14 protein-coding genes are annotated in these 17,024 nt (G+C 62.6%); 5 read left to right on the top strand and 9 right to left on the bottom strand.

The genetic code is table 11. The annotated features are described in order from the left end of the window. Positions 1-26: 26 nt before the first annotated feature. The 6 genes from GYM54_RS19925 to GYM54_RS19900 form a co-directional block, all read right to left on the bottom strand. Positions 27-980, bottom strand: a complete 954-nt coding sequence (locus GYM54_RS19925) for an alpha/beta fold hydrolase (RefSeq protein ID WP_181101626.1) — start codon at positions 978-980, stop codon at positions 27-29. A 47-nt stretch (positions 981-1,027) separates the two neighbouring features. Then, complete coding sequence (locus GYM54_RS19920) at positions 1,028-1,456, bottom strand: organic hydroperoxide resistance protein (RefSeq protein ID WP_181101628.1); 429 nt, start codon at positions 1,454-1,456, stop codon at positions 1,028-1,030. Between the two features lie 357 nt (positions 1,457-1,813). Further along, the gene (locus tag GYM54_RS22155; protein WP_374105176.1) at positions 1,814-2,005 is read right to left on the bottom strand and encodes an SDR family NAD(P)-dependent oxidoreductase; all 192 of its coding nucleotides are present in this window, start codon (positions 2,003-2,005) and stop codon (positions 1,814-1,816) included. Between the two features lie 253 nt (positions 2,006-2,258). Continuing rightward, positions 2,259-3,839: a glutamine-hydrolyzing GMP synthase gene (guaA, locus tag GYM54_RS19910; RefSeq protein ID WP_131651223.1), complete on the bottom strand. Its 1,581-nt coding sequence runs from the start codon at positions 3,837-3,839 to the stop codon at positions 2,259-2,261. Between the two features lie 117 nt (positions 3,840-3,956). Next, positions 3,957-5,426 (bottom strand): IMP dehydrogenase, encoded by a 1,470-nt coding sequence (gene guaB / locus GYM54_RS19905; RefSeq protein WP_131651222.1) that lies wholly within the window; start codon positions 5,424-5,426, stop codon positions 3,957-3,959. A gap of 126 nt (positions 5,427-5,552) precedes the next feature. Next, positions 5,553-6,104 (bottom strand): sugar ABC transporter ATPase, encoded by a 552-nt coding sequence (locus GYM54_RS19900; protein WP_131651221.1) that lies wholly within the window; start codon positions 6,102-6,104, stop codon positions 5,553-5,555. Positions 6,105-6,252: 148 nt separating this feature from the next. On the opposite strand from GYM54_RS19900, the gene xseA reads away from it, so the two are divergent. Next, positions 6,253-7,629 (top strand): exodeoxyribonuclease VII large subunit, encoded by a 1,377-nt coding sequence (xseA, locus tag GYM54_RS19895; protein ID WP_181101649.1) that lies wholly within the window; start codon positions 6,253-6,255, stop codon positions 7,627-7,629. A 42-nt stretch (positions 7,630-7,671) separates the two neighbouring features. On the opposite strand, the gene GYM54_RS19890 is transcribed toward xseA, so the two are convergent. Continuing rightward, positions 7,672-9,246, bottom strand: coding sequence for a TerC family protein (locus tag GYM54_RS19890; protein WP_181101651.1), 1,575 nt, complete (start codon positions 9,244-9,246; stop codon positions 7,672-7,674). 333 nt (positions 9,247-9,579) lie between these two features. Here GYM54_RS19890 and GYM54_RS19885 point away from each other — a divergent pair, with 333 nt between their 5' ends. The 3 genes from GYM54_RS19885 (at position 9,580) to GYM54_RS19875 (ending at position 12,372) form a co-directional block, all read left to right on the top strand. Next, positions 9,580-10,404, top strand: coding sequence for a peptidoglycan DD-metalloendopeptidase family protein (locus tag GYM54_RS19885; RefSeq protein ID WP_181101654.1), 825 nt, complete (start codon positions 9,580-9,582; stop codon positions 10,402-10,404). 25 nt (positions 10,405-10,429) lie between these two features. After that, a complete protein-coding gene (locus GYM54_RS19880; protein ID WP_181101656.1) occupies positions 10,430-10,972 on the top strand; it encodes a hydrolase in 543 nt (180 codons plus the stop codon). A gap of 110 nt (positions 10,973-11,082) precedes the next feature. Further along, on the top strand, positions 11,083-12,372 hold the full coding sequence (locus GYM54_RS19875) for a mechanosensitive ion channel family protein (RefSeq protein ID WP_181101658.1): 1,290 nt from the start codon (positions 11,083-11,085) through the stop codon (positions 12,370-12,372). 123 nt (positions 12,373-12,495) lie between these two features. Here the strand turns inward: GYM54_RS19875 and GYM54_RS19870 are convergent, their stop codons facing one another. Then, the gene (locus GYM54_RS19870; protein ID WP_181101660.1) at positions 12,496-14,598 is read right to left on the bottom strand and encodes a TonB-dependent copper receptor; all 2,103 of its coding nucleotides are present in this window, start codon (positions 14,596-14,598) and stop codon (positions 12,496-12,498) included. Between the two features lie 53 nt (positions 14,599-14,651). Further along, complete coding sequence (locus tag GYM54_RS19865) at positions 14,652-15,044, bottom strand: DUF2946 domain-containing protein (RefSeq protein WP_257626590.1); 393 nt, start codon at positions 15,042-15,044, stop codon at positions 14,652-14,654. A 295-nt stretch (positions 15,045-15,339) separates the two neighbouring features. Between GYM54_RS19865 and leuA the strand changes: the two genes are divergently transcribed. After that, on the top strand, positions 15,340-17,010 hold the full coding sequence (gene leuA, locus GYM54_RS19860) for a 2-isopropylmalate synthase (RefSeq protein WP_181101664.1): 1,671 nt from the start codon (positions 15,340-15,342) through the stop codon (positions 17,008-17,010). The last annotated feature ends 14 nt before the right edge of the window (positions 17,011-17,024 follow it).

Below are 17,024 nucleotides of genomic sequence, written 5' to 3'. Positions count from 1 at the left end.
ACCGTCGGCGCAGTAAGGCCGTTCATTCAATCTTTGAGAAAGCTCAGCAGATCCTGGTTGAAGCGATCCTTGTGGGTATCGGTCAGACCATGGGGAGCGCCAGGATAGACGATCAGCTTCGCTCCTTCGATCTGCGCGGCTGACGCCTTTCCGGAGATATCGAGCGGCACGATCTGGTCGTCGTCACCATGGATCACCAACGTCGGTACGTCGAATTTCTTCAGATCCTCGCGGAAGTCCGTGGCCGAGAACGCGGCGATGGAGTCGTAGGTATTCTTGTGGCCAGCCTGCATGCCCTGCGCCCACCAGCTGTCGATCAGCCCTTGCGAAACCTTGGCGTCCGGTCGATTGAAGCCGTAGAACGGGCCGGATGCGATGTCGAGGTAGAGCTGCGAGCGGTTTTCCAGCGAGCCCTTGCGGATGCCGTCGAAGACTTCCAGCGGCAGGCCACCCGGATTGTCGGCAGTCTGCAGCATCAGCGGCGGTACGGCACTGATCAGCGCGGCCTTCTTGACCTTGCCGGTGCCATGGCGGCCGATGTAGCGCGCCACTTCGCCGCCGCCGGTGGAGAAGCCGACTGCGGTGATGTCCCTGAGGTCAAGGGCGTTGATCACAGCCGCCAGGTCGTCGGCGTAGTGATCCATGTCATTGCCGTCCCACGGCTGACTGGAGCGGCCATGACCGCGGCGGTCGTGAGCAACCACTCGGTAGCCCTGGTCGGCGAGGAAGATCATCTGCGATTCCCAGCTGTCCGAGCTCAGCGGCCAGCCGTGGCTGAAGGTGACGACCGGGCCGTCTTTCGGGCCCCAGTCCTTGTAGTACAGGCGCACGCCGTCGGCGGTGACGATGTAGTTGCCGTCCACGGTGGCGCTGGCGGCGATCTGCGCCGGTGTTTCTGGCTGCGCGGCATTGGCGGTGACACCGGCCTGCAAGGTGATTGCGAGCATGCTGGCAGCAAAGGTGCGGGTGGTGGTGTTCATGACGATATCTCCAGTGTTCGATCGAAAGGATGGAAGTGGTTGTGCAATCAGTCGGCGATGAGCAGCGTCACGTCGATGTTTCCGCGCGTCGCGTTGGAGTACGGGCAGACGATGTGGGCCTGGTCGACCAGCGCTTGCAGCACCTCGCGGTCGATGCCGGATGCGGCGATGGTCAGTTCGGCCTCGATGCCGAAACCAGTGGGGATCTGGCCGATGCCGACTTTGCCGGTAACGTTAGTGCTCGCGGGCAGTGCGACTTTCTGCTTGCTGGCGACGAACTTCAGCGCGCCGAGGAAGCAGGCCGAATAGCCGGCGGCGAACAGTTGCTCGGGGTTAGTTCCGGCGCCGCCTGCGCCGCCCAGCTCGCGCGGCGTAGACAGCTGCACGTCGAGCACGCTGTCGGAGGAAGTGGCGCGGCCTTCGCGGCCACCTGTGGCAGTAGCAGTGGCGGTGTAAAGGATTTTATCGATGGACATGGTGGTAGTTCCTGTTCAGTTGGGTGGCCGGCTGGTGTTGTCCGGTGAGATGAATTCTGCACGCCACCAGAAACTATTGGTGATGAGAAGTCCATGAAACTTGATCAGGAGTATTTTTACCCGATTGGCTTTTCGTTTTATTCCACTGTTCAGATCGCCACACCACCGGCGACATTGATCGTCTCACCAGTGATGTAGCCCCAGATGGGCCGGCAAGGAAGCAGACGGTCTAAGCGACCTCTTCCAGCGTGGCAATGCGCCGGATCGGGTGCATGTCCAGGAGGGCGTCCCGGATTGTCGGGTTACCGACGACTTGCGCAGCCATATCCGTGGGCATGATGCTCGGCTGAACGACGTTCACGTGATATTGCGAGGACCGAGATCCCATGCAGCCCCTTTCGCGTATCCAACGAGCGCTGCCTTGGTCCCGGCATAGTCGGCGGCCCCCGGGAAAGGCACATTGGTCCCGAGCCGAGAGCCGATGAAGATGATTCGACCACCATCAGTCAGTTCGGGCGCCGCCGCACGGGAGATGACGACCGGCCCCATGACATTGACCTGCCATTGCCGGTTGTAGTTTTCACCATCAAAGGCTGGGTTCAGCCGCGACGTTGGAGGCAGTTGCCGAGCAAGCGCCCTCCACGTGGCCGGCGCGCGACTCCACCATTCCCGGGTAGCCGCTGGCAAGTCCGGATAACGCTCACAGAGCGATCAGCACCGAGCCCAAGCATAAAAAAAGCCCGCTTACGCGGGCTTAGTGTTATTTCATGCTACTCGGCAGCTAGTATTTGCCAAGTGCCGATCACTCCCACTCAATCGTCGCCGGCGGCTTGCTCGATACGTCGTAGGTGACGCGGGAGATGCCTTCGATTTCGTTGATGATGCGGTTGGAGACCTTCTCCAGCAGCTCGTAGGGCAGGTGCGCCCAGCGTGCGGTCATGAAGTCGATGGTTTCCACGGCGCGCAATGCAACGACCCAGGCGTAGCGGCGGCCATCACCGACTACACCGACCGATTTGACCGGCTGGAACACCACGAAGGCCTGGCTGGTTTTGTGGTACCAGTCGAAGTTGCGCAGCTCTTCGATAAAGATATGGTCGGCGCGGCGCAGCAGGTCGGCGTATTCCTTCTTCACCTCGCCGAGGATGCGCACGCCCAGGCCCGGGCCCGGGAAGGGATGGCGGTAGACCATGTCGTAAGGCAGGCCCAGTTCGAGGCCGATCTTGCGCACTTCGTCCTTGAACAGCTCGCGCAGCGGCTCGACCAGCTTGAGGTTCATTTCCTCGGGCAGGCCGCCGACGTTGTGGTGCGATTTGATCACGTGGGCCTTGCCGCTCTTGGCGCCAGCCGACTCGATCACGTCCGGGTAGATGGTGCCCTGAGCGAGGAACTGGATGTTGTCGAGCTTGCTGGCCTGGGCATCGAAGACGTCGATGAAGGTGCGACCGATGATCTTGCGCTTCTTCTCCGGGTCGGCTTCGCCAGCGAGGTTCTCCAGGAACTGCGCTTCGGCATCGGCGCGGATCACCTTGACGCCCATGTTCTGGGCGAACATGGCCATCACCTGGTCGCCTTCGTGCAGGCGCAGCAGGCCGTTGTCGACGAAGACGCAGGTCAGCTGGTCGCCGATGGCCTTGTGCAGCAGTGCGGCGACCACCGAGGAATCGACGCCGCCGGACAGGCCCAGCAGTACGTTGGCGCTGCCCACTTGGGCGCGGACCTGCTCGACCAGGTCTTCGACGATGTTCGACGGCGTCCACAGCGCCTCGCAACCGCAAATTTCCAGCAGGAAGCGCGACAGGATGCGGCCGCCCTGCTTGGTATGGGTCACTTCCGGGTGGAACTGCACGCCGTAGTAGCGGCGGGCCTCGTCACCGATCGCGGCGATCGGGCAGCTCGGCGTGCTAGCGATGATATGGAAGCCTTCCGGGATATCGGTGACCTTGTCGCCGTGGCTCATCCAGACGTCGAGGCCGAAGACGCCGTCGTCGTCCATGTGGTCCTCGATGCCGTCGAACAGCTTCGACTTGCCGACCAGGTCGACCCGCGCATAGCCGAATTCACGCACATCCGAACCCTGCACCTTGCCGCCCAACTGCTCGGACATGGTCTGCATGCCATAGCAGATGCCGAACAGCGGCACGCCCAGATCGAACACCGCCTGCCGCGCCCGAGGGCTGCCCTCCTCGTGCACCGACTCGGGGCCGCCGGCGAGGATGATGCCGCGCGGGGCGAAGGCACGGATGTCCTCGTCGCTCATGTCCCAGGGATGCAGCTCGCAATAGACCCCGAGCTCGCGCACGCGGCGGGCGATCAGTTGGGTGTACTGGGAACCGAAGTCGAGGATCAGGATGCGGTGGGCGTGAATGTCGGGATGAGACATGGGGCTTTCCTTCGGAAAAAGCTTGAAGCTGAAAGCCAGAAGCTGGAAGCAGAGGCCCGAAGTCGCGACTTCAAGTTTCCAGCTTCCAGCTCCCAGCGCCTGTTAATCGAGGCTGGATCAACCGACCCGGTAGTTGGGCGCCTCTTTCGTGATCTGCACGTCATGCACATGGGACTCGGCCATGCCGGCACCGGTGATACGCACGAACTGCGGCCGCGAACGCATCTCGTCGACGGTGGCGCTGCCGGTGTAGCCCATGGAGGCGCGCAGGCCGCCCATCAGTTGATGGATGATCGCCGACAGTGAGCCTTTGTAAGGCACGCGGCCTTCGATGCCTTCGGGTACCAGTTTCTCGGCACCGGCGGAAGAGTCCTGGAAGTAGCGGTCCGAAGAGCCCTGAGCCTGGGACATGGCGCCCAGCGAGCCCATGCCGCGGTAGGCCTTGTAGGAACGGCCCTGGAACAGTTCGATTTCACCCGGGGCCTCTTCGGTACCGGCGAACATCGAGCCCATCATCACCGCGTTGGCGCCTGCAACGATGGCCTTGGACAGATCACCGGAGAAGCGGATGCCACCGTCGGCGATCATCGGTACGCCGGTGCCTTCCAGCGCGGCGGAAACGTTGGCAATGGCGGAAATCTGCGGCACGCCGACACCGGCGACGATGCGCGTGGTGCAGATCGAGCCCGGGCCGATGCCGACCTTGACCGCATCGGCACCGGCCTTGACCAGGTCCAGCGCGGCTTCGGCAGTGGCGATATTGCCGCCGATCACCTGCACTTGTGGGAAGTTCTGCTTCACCCAACGCACGCGATCGATCACGCCCTTGGAATGGCCGTGGGCGGTGTCTACCACAACCACGTCGACGCCAGCAGCTGCCAGCGCCTCGACACGATCAGCAGTATCCGCACCAGTCCCCACGGCAGCGCCGACACGCAGGCGGCCCTGCTCGTCCTTGGAGGCCAGCGGGTAGCTCTTGGCCTTCTCGATATCGCGGAAGGTCACCAGGCCGCGCAGATGGAAGTTGCCATCGACCACCAGCATCTTCTCGATGCGGTGCTCGTAGAGCTTGACCTTGATTTCTTCCAGCGGTGTGCCTTCTTCGACGGTGATCAGGTCCGCCTTGGGCGTCATGATCGCTGCCACGGTGTCGCCGGTATTGGGCGTGAAGCGCAGGTCGCGGCCGGTCACGATGCCGACCAGCTCCTTACCGGAAACCACCGGAAAACCGGAGAAGCCCAGCTCGCGCGCCTTGCGCAGCAGCTCGCTGATCTTGGTCTCGGGCGTGACGGTCGCCGGGTCATGGACGATGGCCGTCTCGTGACGCTTGACCTTGCGCACTTCGGCAGCCTGCTGCTCGATGCTCATGTTCTTATGGATGATGCCGATGCCGCCTTCCTGCGCCATGGCGATGGCCAGGCGGGCTTCGGTGACGGTATCCATGGCTGCGGAAACCAGGGGAATGTTCAGCTCGATCTCGCGGGTCAGGCGAGTCTTGAGGCTGACATCCTTCGGCAGAACTTCGGAATATCCCGGGATTAGGAGAACATCATCGAACGTCAGAGCTTCTTGGCTGATACGCAGCATGGCGGGGGCTCCCAGGCGGGAAAAAGGAAGCGCGGCATTATACCCACCCACACCATCACGCTCAATGCGGTTGTGAGGTCCGCCGCGCGCACTCCGCTTCGCTGCATTGGCAAAATGACCGATCGGTCACAACTGCTCGACCACTAGCGCCACTCCAAAACCAAGGCGTGCGGCGAACTCGTCAAGGAAGGACTGGCTGAAGCCGGCCTCACCCCAACCATTGAAGATGAACCCGAGATTGGAGAAACCGCAGGCCGGAATGAAAAGAAAGCCGTTAATGTCGTCTTCATAACCGCATTCCGGGCAGGTAAAGGTGTCGGTCTGCGCGGGCATCCACTCGTCGAGACTCTCGAACAACGCCTCACCGATCTCGCGGCGACATTCAGGGCAACCCGCCTCCTCGGCAAAATCGTGAGTCGGCGTATAGATGCAGCGCTTGGTCACAACCTCCAAACCATTGATCGGCTGGTCGAACGGCAGCCGTTCCGGATGCAGGACCACGGCGCGCGCGCCCGGCGCGATCGCATAGGCCATGCCGCTGGCACCGCGACCACAGGTGGTCGGCAGCGCCTCGACGATGCGCCGCTCGACGAGCCAGCGAAGGACCTTTCGCGCCCTGGCTTCATGGCCAGGAAAGGTGGAAATACGCGGCACGATGATCGCTTGGCTGTGGCTCATGATGGGCTTGGGTCGAAGGTGGAGGAAAGCCGCGCAGCTTAATACGCTGCCCGCTCAGGTCAATCGCGCCCGGTCGGAGCCGAGCGCGCGCGCCGTCCACCTTCAGCCTCCAGCGCTCTTCGGGGTCATTTCCCGTATCATCGCCGCCATGCTCAAAGATCCCTTTCAACGCTTGAATCTCGACCGCGAGATCCTCACCGTCAGCCAGCTCAACGGCCGCGCGCGGCTGCTGCTGGAGGACGTGTTCGCCCAAGTCTGGGTCGAAGGCGAGATATCCAACCTTGCCAAGCCGGCTTCCAGCCACATCTATTTCACGCTGAAGGACAAAAACGCCCAAGTGCGTTGCGCGCTGTTCCGGCAGAACGCCTTACGAGTGCGCCAAGCGTTGCGCGACGGCTTGGCCGTGAAGGTGCGCGGACGGGTGTCGCTGTTCGAGGGTCGTGGTGACTATCAGTTGATCCTCGACAATGTCGAGCCGGCGGGCGACGGCGCGCTGCGTCTGGCCTTCGAAGCGCTGAAGGAAAAGCTCGGTGCCGAGGGCCTGTTCGATGCTGACAGCAAGCGCGCCCTGCCCGCACACCCACAGCGGATCGGCATCGTCAGCTCGCCGACCGGCGCGGTGATCCGCGACATCATTTCGGTGTTTCGCCGCCGCGCGCCCCATGTGGCACTGACGCTGGTGCCGACACCGGTCCAGGGCCGCGAAGCGACTACACAGATCGTCCGCGCCATCGAGCTGGCTGATCGCGGCGGCTTCGATGCGTTGATCCTGGCCCGCGGTGGCGGCTCGCTGGAAGATCTCTGGTGCTTCAACGAAGAGGTCATCGCCCGCGCCGTAGCCGCCTGCCAGACGCCGATCGTCAGCGCCGTGGGCCACGAAACCGACGTGTCCATCGCCGACTTCGTCGCCGATGTGCGTGCACCGACACCCTCTGCCGCGGCCGAATTGCTGGCACCCAGCAGCACGGATATTTCCCAGCGCCTGGCAAGCCTGCGCCAGCGTCTGTTGCTGCGCATGCAGGACCGGCTTCATCGCGACAGCTCTCGGCTCGAGAACCTGACCAAGCGTCTGCGCCATCCCGGCGAACGTCTGCAACAGCAAGCCCAGCGCATCGACGACCTCGAACAACGCCTGCTGCGCGGTATTGACCGTCGCCTCTGCGCGGGCCAGGAGCGCTTTGCCCGCCTTGATACCCGCCTGGGCGCACAGCATCCGGGGCGCACCTTGAAGCTGCTGCGCCAGCGTCTTGAGCATCTGTCCGAGCGCATGCCGCGTGCCATGCAGGAAAGGTTAAAGACCCGCCGCCAGCAGCTGCAGGGCCTGGCGCAGACGCTCAATATCGTCAGCCCGCTAGCAACCCTGTCGCGCGGTTACAGCATTCTGCTGGACGAACACGGCCATGCCGTCCGCCGCGCCAGCCAGACGCAGCCCGGCCAGCGCCTCAAGGCCCGTCTCGGTGAGGGTGAGCTGGATGTGCGAGTGGAAGATAACCACCTCGAGCCGGTGACACTGCCGCTGCTTTGAACGAGCAAGCCCGGCGGGAAATACCTGCCGGGCTTTAGTCCCTTACCTCGCCGCGCCTTGCTCCTCGATCCGCTTGAGCAATAGCCCCGTGACGCGCCGGTCCTTGACCTCGGTGACGTGCAATCGCCAGTCGGCGTGCTCCACCTGGTCGCCGATCACCGGTAGGCGATCAAGCAGGCTCATCACCAGCCCGGACAGGGTCTGGTAGTCGTCGGTCGCCACCGCACGAAAGCCGAGGCGCTCGCGCAGCACGGCGAGATTGACCGCGCCGTTGATGCGGTAGCCACCCTCCACCGGCTCGATATCCGGTCCCTCCACCTCGCTGGCATCCGGCAGCTCGCCGGCGATCGCTTCGAGAATATCGGTCAAGGTCAGCAGGCCTTCGAAGCCGCCGAATTCGTTGACCACGAAGGCGATGTGGGTCGAGGCATGGCGCATTTGTTCCAGGGCGCTAAGCACCGTACAGCTGTCTGGCAGGTTGATGGGCGCACGCACCAGCGGCTCGATCTCTGGCGCCTCGCCATTGAGCAGCGTCTTGAGCAGCTCCTTCTTGTGCACATAGCCCAGCGGCTCGTCCGGCGAATCGCCACGGGCCACCACAAGACGCGAGTGCGGCGAGTTGAGCAGCGCCGTCTGGATAGTCGCGGGCTCGCCGTCGAGGTTGATGCGGTCCACCTCCATGCGATCGGTCATCACTGTGCGAATGGACTGCTCGGCAAGATTGAGCACGCTGCTGATCATCACCCGCTCGCGTCGGTTGAACAGCGAACCCGTCTCCGCCTGGCCGCTCCGATCCACCATGTCGGCGATCTCGTCATCCACTTCGTCGGCTTCCAGTTTGCCGCCGAGCATACGCAGCACGGCGTGGGCGGTGCGTTCGCGTAGCGGGCGGGCGCCCTGCAGGCTGCGCTTGCGACGCGAACGGGCCAGCTGGTTGAAGAACTCGATGGCGATGGAGAAGCCGATGGCCGCGTACAGGTAGCCCTTCGGAATGTGATAGCCCAGGCCTTCGGCAGTGAGGCTGAAGCCGATCATCATCAAAAAGCCCAAGCAGAGCATGATCACCGTCGGCCGCGCATTGACGAAGGCGGTCAGCGGCTTGCTCGCCAGCAGCATCAGCGTCATGGAGATGACCACGGCGATCATCATCACCTGCAGATGCTCGACCATGCCCACAGCGGTGATCACCGCATCGAGGGAGAACACCGCGTCGAGCACGATGATCTGCGCTACCACCGGCCAGAAGCGGGCGTAGGCCTTGCTGCCAGTGTGCTGGTGCATACGGCCTTCCAGCCGCTCGTGCAGTTCCATAGTCGCCTTGAACAACAGGAACAGGCCACCGCCGAGCATGATCAGGTCGCGCCCGGAGAAACTTTTGCCGAAGAGTTCGACCAACGGCTCGGTGAGCGTCACCAGCCAGGCGATGCTTGCCAGCAGGCCCAGGCGCATCACCAGCGCCAGGCTCAAGCCGATGACGCGCGCACGGTCGCGCTGCTCGGGCGGCAACTTGTCCGCGAGGATGGCGATGAAGACCAGGTTGTCGATGCCCAGGACGATTTCCAGGACGATAAGCGTGAGAAGGCCCAGCCAGGCCGTAGGATCAGCGATCCATTCCATGTTTGCGGTCTCCTGTGGTGGACAGGTGGCGCACTACGGCGCAAGCGGTGCACGCGTGGGATAACGCGACATCGGAGGTTGGAATGATCGAAAAATAGCAGCTGGAGAGCGCCGCGATCGTCATGGCCGACGATCGCGGCTGGGTACAGGGAATGTTCATGGAGCCCTTGGGGTAGATACGGGACCGAGAGAATAGTCAGCAGCGAGGAGCGCGTCACGACCGATTGGTTACGAGTGTTTTCAGACGACCGCGCCGTGGAGCCCTACGCCGTATACCCTTCCCCCCGCCAGGCGTTTACGCGAGGATGGCCATTTCTCCCAGCGGATCCGCCCATGCCACGCGTCATCGTTTTCCTGCTTATGCTCGTGCTCACTCTTCCCGCCCACGCCGAGGGCTTCATCACCCGTCTGTTGAACAAGCCGGTGCCAGGCGGTGTGGCAGTGGTCGAACTGGGCGACGGCGTCGCCACGCCGCAGGTGCGCTACCAGGGCAAGCCGGCATTGGTGATCAGGGAGGACGGCCAGCGCTGGATTGCCATTCTCGGCATCCCGCTCACGATCAAACCCGGAGCGCAGCAGGTGGACGTCAATGGCAGCCCACGCAGCTTTCAGGTCGAGCACCGCGAATACCGCGCCCAGCACATCACATTGAAGAACCAGCGCCAGGTCAATCCGAACCCCGAGGACCTCAAACGCATCGAGCGGGAATTGGCCGAGCAGACCGAGGCCTATCGTCAGTTCAACCCCAACCAGCCCAGCAACCTGTTGTTCGACAAGCCCGTCGACGGCCCGCTTTCCTCGCCTTTCGGTCTGCGTCGTTTCTTCAATGGAGAAGAACGCAACCCGCATTCAGGTCTGGATTTCGCCGCCAAAGCCGGCACACCGATCAAGGCACCGGCGGCCGGAAAAGTCATCCTCACTGGTGACTATTTCTTCAATGGCAAGACGGTCTTCGTCGACCATGGCCAGGGGCTGATCAGCATGTTCTGCCACCTGTCCGAGATCGGGGTGAAGGTCGGCGACCCGCTCGGTCGCGGCGAAATACTGGGCAAGGTCGGCGCCACCGGCCGCGCCACCGGGCCGCACCTACACTGGAACGTCAGCCTTAACGACACACGTGTCGATCCGTCGATATTCATTGGCGCGTTCAAACTCTGAACCGCAACAAAAAGGAGCTACCGACATGCGTATCAAAGCCACGGAATCCACCCTGCTGATCATCGACATCCAAGAGCGCCTGCTGCCGGCCATCCTGGACAGCGCCGCCATGATCGAGAACACCGCCTGGCTGCAGCAGATCGCCCGACGTGTCGAGGTGCCGGTGCTGATCACCGAGCAGTACAGCAAGGGGTTGGGGCCGACCGCAGCCGTACTTCGCGAAGGCGTGGAGGCCGAGTCCATCCTGGAAAAGATGGAGTTCTCCTCCGCCGCAGACGGCGAACTGTTCAAGCGTCCCGGCGGGGATCGCAAGCAGTTCGTGGTCTGCGGCTGTGAGACCCATGTCTGCGTCATGCAGACCGTGCTCGACCTGTTGGAGCACGGCTGCCAGGTGTTCGTGGTCGAGGAAGCGGTCAGCTCGCGCCGCGCCTCCGACAAGGAGCTGGCGTTGCAGCGCATGCGTCAGGCCGGCGCGCAGATTGTCTCGCGCGAGATGGTTGCCTTCGAATGGATGGAGCGCGCCGGCACCGACCTGTTCAAGTCCATCAGCCGTGAATTCATTCGCTGAGCCGAACGGCAGCTCGTACCCGTCCACTGCCGGGACTGCACTGGCGGATTTTGTTAAGGTCCGCCTCCTTGCAGCACGTCCCGCTGTATCAAGTACCGATGGAGTATTGAATGACTGACGAGTTTGCCGGCTGGCTGGACTGGCTCAGAGCCCACCCCGAACTGCAAACGCTGGTCGCCTGCGCCGCGCTGATCTTTGCCGCCTGGCTGTCCAACTGGATCGTCAAGCGGATCCTGGTGCGTGGGCTCTATGGCCTGCTGCGCCATGCGCGCGATGCCGAATTGCAGGATTTCGGCATCATCAAACGGCTGTCCAATATCGTCCCGGCACTGGTGCTGTCGATCGGCGTGAGCGCCGTTCCAGGCCTGCCGGAAGCCGCCGTGACCGTGGTGCAAAACGTCTGTGGCGGTTTTATCGTGCTGACCATCGCCCTCGCCCTGGGCGCGGTGATGGACATCATCAACCTGCTCTACCAGCGCCGCTCCGACGCCCATCTGCACCCGATCAAGGGCTACCTGCAGGTCGTCAAGATCGTGCTCTACGCCATCGCCACCATCCTGATCATCGCCACCCTGATCGACCGCTCGCCGCTGATCCTGCTTTCCGGTCTCGGTGCCATGGCTGCGGTGCTGATGTTGATCTTCCAGGACACCTTGCTGTCGCTGGTGGCCAGCGTGCAGATCACCTCCAACGACCTGATCCGCGTCGGCGACTGGATCGAAATGCCGCAGCTGAACGCCGATGGCGACGTGATCGACATTGCCCTGCACACGGTCAAGGTGCAGAACTGGGACAAGACCATCACCAGCATTCCGACCAAGCGCTTCATTTCCGATTCGTTCAAGAACTGGCGAGGCATGCAGGAGAGTGGTGGCCGCCGGATCAAGCGCAGCCTCTTTCTTGACCAGCAAAGCGTGCACTTTCTCAGTGAGGAGGAATGCAAACACCTGCATCGTTTCAGCTTGCTCGAAGACTATCTGGGCGAGAAGCAGCGCGATATCGACGCCTGGAACGCCAGGCTGGCCGAGCGTGGGCAAGAGCCGGTGAATACCCGGCGCATCACCAATATCGGCACCTTCCGCGCTTACGTCGAACGTTATGTACGCAGCCACCCGGGCATTCATCAGAACATGACATTCATCGTGCGTCAGATGGCGCCCACAGCCGACGGGCTACCGCTAGAGATCTACTGCTTCACCAACACCGTGAGCTGGGTGCCGTACGAGGCGATTCAGTCGGATATTTTCGATCACCTGCTATCGATCCTGCCGGAGTTCGGCCTGCGGGTGTTCCAGCACCCGAGCGGGGCGGACATGATGGGTTGGAGCGAGTCGCTGACGCAGGGTGGCGCACCGGCGCTGCCGCAGCCAGAAAGGCATTCGGCTGAAGCGGCCGGCTAGCTGTAGCGTCACGAAGACTCAGGCGCTGCCCATGCATCATCCCTGATACATGGGCAACAATCCGCTTCACAACCCCAGCCTACGTCCAAGGCGGAAAAGCCCCGCCTTCCTCCAAGCGACCAATCAGAAGCTCATATCGGCCCGCGCCCACCAGGTGCGGCCCGGCTCGTTGATGCGCTCATCCGCCGACAGGCCGATACCGGCATTGCCAGCCTGGTTGAGGTGCTCGCTGTAGGCCTTGTCGAACAGGTTGTCGATACCGGTGCTGAGCTTGAAGTTCTGGTTCAGGCGATAGGCGCCGTTGAGCGAGAACACGCCGAAGCCCGAGCTTTCGTCGAAGTCCTTGCTGGTCACGTTACCCTTGTTCTCGGCCACGCGATTCTGCGCCGCCACCACACGCCAGAGACCGGCCGCGCTCCAGTCGCCCTGCTCGTAGGTCAGGCCCAGCCGCCCCTCCAGTGGCGGCATCTGTGGTAACGCCTCGCCATCGGAGCTGTTCTTGCCCCAGGCGTAGGCCAGGCTGGCATCGGTTTTCCAATTGGAATTCAGGCGATAGCTGGCGCCCAGTTCGCCGCCCATGATGCGCGCGTCGATGTTGTCGGCGCTCGATGTGGACATGCCCATCATGTTGGTCTGGTAGCTGAACAGGATGTAGTCGCGAACCTGGCCGACATAGGCCGACGCCCAAGCATCGAGCGGGCCCTGGCTGTACTGCAGACCGAAATCCAGCTGGGTGGTCTTTTCGGGCTGCACATTGGCGAAGGCATCGGCACCGCCCGAGAACAGTTCCCAGTAATCAGGGAAGCGCTGGGTATGACCAAGGCCCACATAGGCCGTTGCGGGAAGCGATTGCAGATCATGCTCGTAACGCAGGAAGCCGCTCGGCAGGTTGTCACTACGGCTGTCGCCTGCCGACGGGCCTGTGCTGCGGTAATCCTTGGCGGCGGCATGATCCAGGCGTGCGCCGCCGATCACCCGGCGGTCGTCACCCAGCTCACGGGTGAGTTCACCGAACAAGCCGTAGTTGTGGAAATCGGCATCCTGGTCCCAGGCGAAGCGGTCATGCTCGGTCAGCGTGCCGGTCATCATGTCGTAGCTGGAGTTGCGCTTGCGGTGCTCGTTGCGCTGCGCATCGACACCGGCCACCAGCTCGTAGGCGCCCCACTGCCAGGTTGCGGCAAACCGCCCGCCCAAGGTGCGCCGGTCGACATTGCTGGCCATGGGATTGGCCATCATGCCCATGCCTGAAGGCGTGCGCAGGCTGTAGTTGTCCATCACGTGATCGGCGTAGTTATAGTAGACCCGTGCCTCGATCTTCTGCAGCACCTCGCCGAGGTTGTCCCGCTCGAAACGCAGGGCGATGCTCTCGCGCTCGAACTGGCTGCCATCCATACCGCGCCCCGCGTAGCGAGCTTCGCCGTCGCCGCGACCGACCGTCAGCTCCAGCAACGTGTCTTCGTCCGGCGTCCAGCCAAGCACCAGGTCGGTACTCCACTTGTCCCAGCGCGAATGAACCCGGTCGCCATTACCGTCCTGGTAATCGTCCGAATCCGAACGATTGGCCAGTAGGCGGATATAGCCCCGCTCGCTGCCCGTGGCGGCATCGATAGTGCGATCGAAACGACCATCGGAGCCCACTAGAAAGCTGGCATCGATGCGCCCGCCCAACTCGCTGAAGCTTTCAGGTTCGCGCTCGAAGAGAATCGTCGCCGCCGAGTTGCCAGCGCCCCAGAGCACGGTCTGCGGCCCCTTGATGACAGTCAGCGAATCGTAGTTCTCCGGGGTGATGTAGGAGCTGGGCGAGTCCATCCGGCTCGGACAGGCACCGAGCATCTCGGCACCATTGGCCAGCAGCTTCAGGCGCGAGCCGAACATGCCGCGAAACACCGGATCGCTGTTGGAGCCGCCGCCACGCACGGCGGAGAAGCCGGGGATGGTCTGTAGGTAATCGCCGGCATCACTGGCCGGAACGGGCTGGCGCGGGATTTTCGGATCGGTGACCACGGTCAGAGGCGATTGCTGACCGACGCCTGTGATGACCATCGGCGCGAGTTCGACGGAGCTATGATGATGAGCGTGATCGCCCTGCTCGGCCGCCAGCGCAGCATTGGCCAGCACTCCCAGCAGAGCGGCATGGACGGCCTGCCAACGTAGGCGGGATGATCGGATCGAAAAGCTATTGGACAGGCAGGCACGGGCCTGACGGCCACGAGTATTACGGGTCATGTGAATTCCCACTTCAATGTTTGGGTATAGCCGTGGCGACACGGCTCCAGGCATCAGCTGTGGAAAAACGGGGGAGCGCGTGCGTAGCCGCTGCTGCGACGCAACGCCGGGATCAGCGGCGCGTCGGGCAGGGAGAGGAAATGCTCGGGCTCATGCCGAGGCAAGGCCAGATCGAGGGCAAGCGTCAGCGGCGGGTTGAGCGTCAGCAGTTCGCAATAACCGCAGAGCTCCAGCGCCGCCAACCAGGCGGGTTCAGTGCCCAATGCCTGCCGGTGATGACCGTGTGCCGGCGAGGACTCATGGCCGGCATGCTGATGGTGCTCGCCGATCGGCGCAGCGGCGGTTTGCGCCGTCTGTATCGCCGAGTACAACGGGCCGACATGAATCATCAGCATGGCGAACAGGCCAAGCCAGATACTTGATGTCGAAAGCCGTTTGCGTGTCACCGGCAAATCCTTGGTTAACAGTGCCCTGGCTCTGCTGAACCGGTACCTGATGATCGCACGCTCGGTTTGCCGAAGCGGCTGCGACATGAAGCCGCAAAAGTTTCGAGCAAGCAAGCGCAAGCAAGAACGAAATTATCGGCAGTAAATCTCGCACAACTTATCTATCAGAGCAGTTCATACCAATTTTTTGGCAACTGTTGCACGACTCAACCAGAAAGGACTAAGTTTTCACCATAACCAGCCGGCAAAACCGGTCCCGATTGCTGTCGCCACGAGCGAGCCCCAAGGAAACGCCATGACCATGCTCAAAGATCCGTCGAAAAAATATCGCGCCTTCGCCCCTATTGATATCCCTGATCGCACCTGGCCGTCGAAGACCATCACCCAGGCGCCGATCTGGCTCAGCTCCGACTTGCGCGACGGCAATCAGTCACTGATCGAGCCGATGGATGCGGCGAAGAAGATGCGTTTTTTCAAGACGCTGGTCGCCGTGGGGGTCAAGGAAATCGAGGTGGGCTTCCCCTCCGCCTCGCAAACCGATTTTGATTTTGTGCGTGAACTGATCGAAGGCGGCCACATTCCCAATGACGTGACCATTCAGGTGCTGACCCAGGCACGCGAAGACCTGATCACCCGCACCTTCGAATCGCTCAAGGGCGCCAAGCAGGCCATCGTCCACTACTACAACGCCACCGCACCGAGCTTCCGCCGCATCGTCTTCAATCAGGACAAGGCCGGCGTGGTGAACATCGCGGTCAGTGCGGCGCAAGTCATCAAGCGCCTGGCCGCCGCGGTGCCAGAGACCAACTGGCGCTTCGAGTATTCGCCGGAGGTATTCAGTTCCACCGAGACCGATTTCGCCATCGAGGTGTGTAACGCGGTGATCGAGGTCTTCCAGCCGACGCCCGCGCAGAAGCTGATCCTCAACCTGCCGGCCACCATCGAGGCGGCCACCCCGAATATCTATGCCGATCAGATCGAATACTTCGGTCGCCGTATTGCCAAGCGTGACAGCGTGCTGATCAGCCTGCACACCCACAACGACCGCGGCACCGGCGTGGCGGCCACCGAACTGGGCCTGATGGCCGGCGCCGATCGCGTCGAAGGCTGCCTGTTCGGCAATGGCGAGCGCACCGGCAACGTCGATCTGGTGACCGTGGCGCTGAACATGTACACCCAGGGTGTCGATCCGCAGCTGGATTTCTCCGACATCGACGCCGTGCGCAAGGTGGTCGAGGAATGCAACCAGTTGCCGGTGCACCCGCGCCATCCTTACGTCGGCGATCTGGTACACACCGCCTTCTCCGGCTCGCACCAGGATGCGATCCGCAAGGGCTTCGCCGTGCAGAAGGCCGACGAGCTGTGGGAAGTGCCTTACCTGCCGATCGACCCGGCGGACATCGGCCGCAGCTACGAAGCGGTGATCCGCGTCAACAGCCAGTCCGGCAAGGGCGGCATTACCTATCTGCTTGAGCAGGAATACGGCATCAGCCTGCCACGGCGCATGCAGATCGAGTTCAGCCAGGTGGTGCAGAAGGAAACCGACCGCCTCGGCCTGGAGATGAGCGCCGCGCAGATCTATGCACTGCTGGAAGCCGAATACTTGCAAGCCGTCACGCCCTACGCGCTCAAGGGTCATCGCCTGCAGGAAGAGAATGGCACCAGCGCGCTTGAAGTGGAGGTGATCAACGAAGGCGCAACCCTGAACCTGCGCGGCATCGGCAAGGGCCCGCTGGAAGCACTGGTCGCGGCACTGCCGGTCAAGCTGGAAATCATGGACTACCACGAGCACGCCATAGGTGCCGGCAGCAATGCCAAGGCCGCGGCCTATATCGAAGTGCGCCTGGATGGTGAGCGCCCGTTGCATGGCATAGGCATCGACGAGAACATCACCACGGCGAGCATCCGCGCCCTGTTCAGCGCATTGAACCGCGCGGTGCGTGAGGCCGAGGCGAAGGCAGCCTGATCCAGCCCGGCGAG

It is taken from the genome of Pseudomonas sp. MTM4 (genome assembly GCF_019355055.1).
In the GTDB taxonomy this organism is placed as follows: domain Bacteria; phylum Pseudomonadota; class Gammaproteobacteria; order Pseudomonadales; family Pseudomonadaceae; genus Stutzerimonas.
This window is presented reverse-complemented; position numbering and strand designations above follow the sequence as displayed.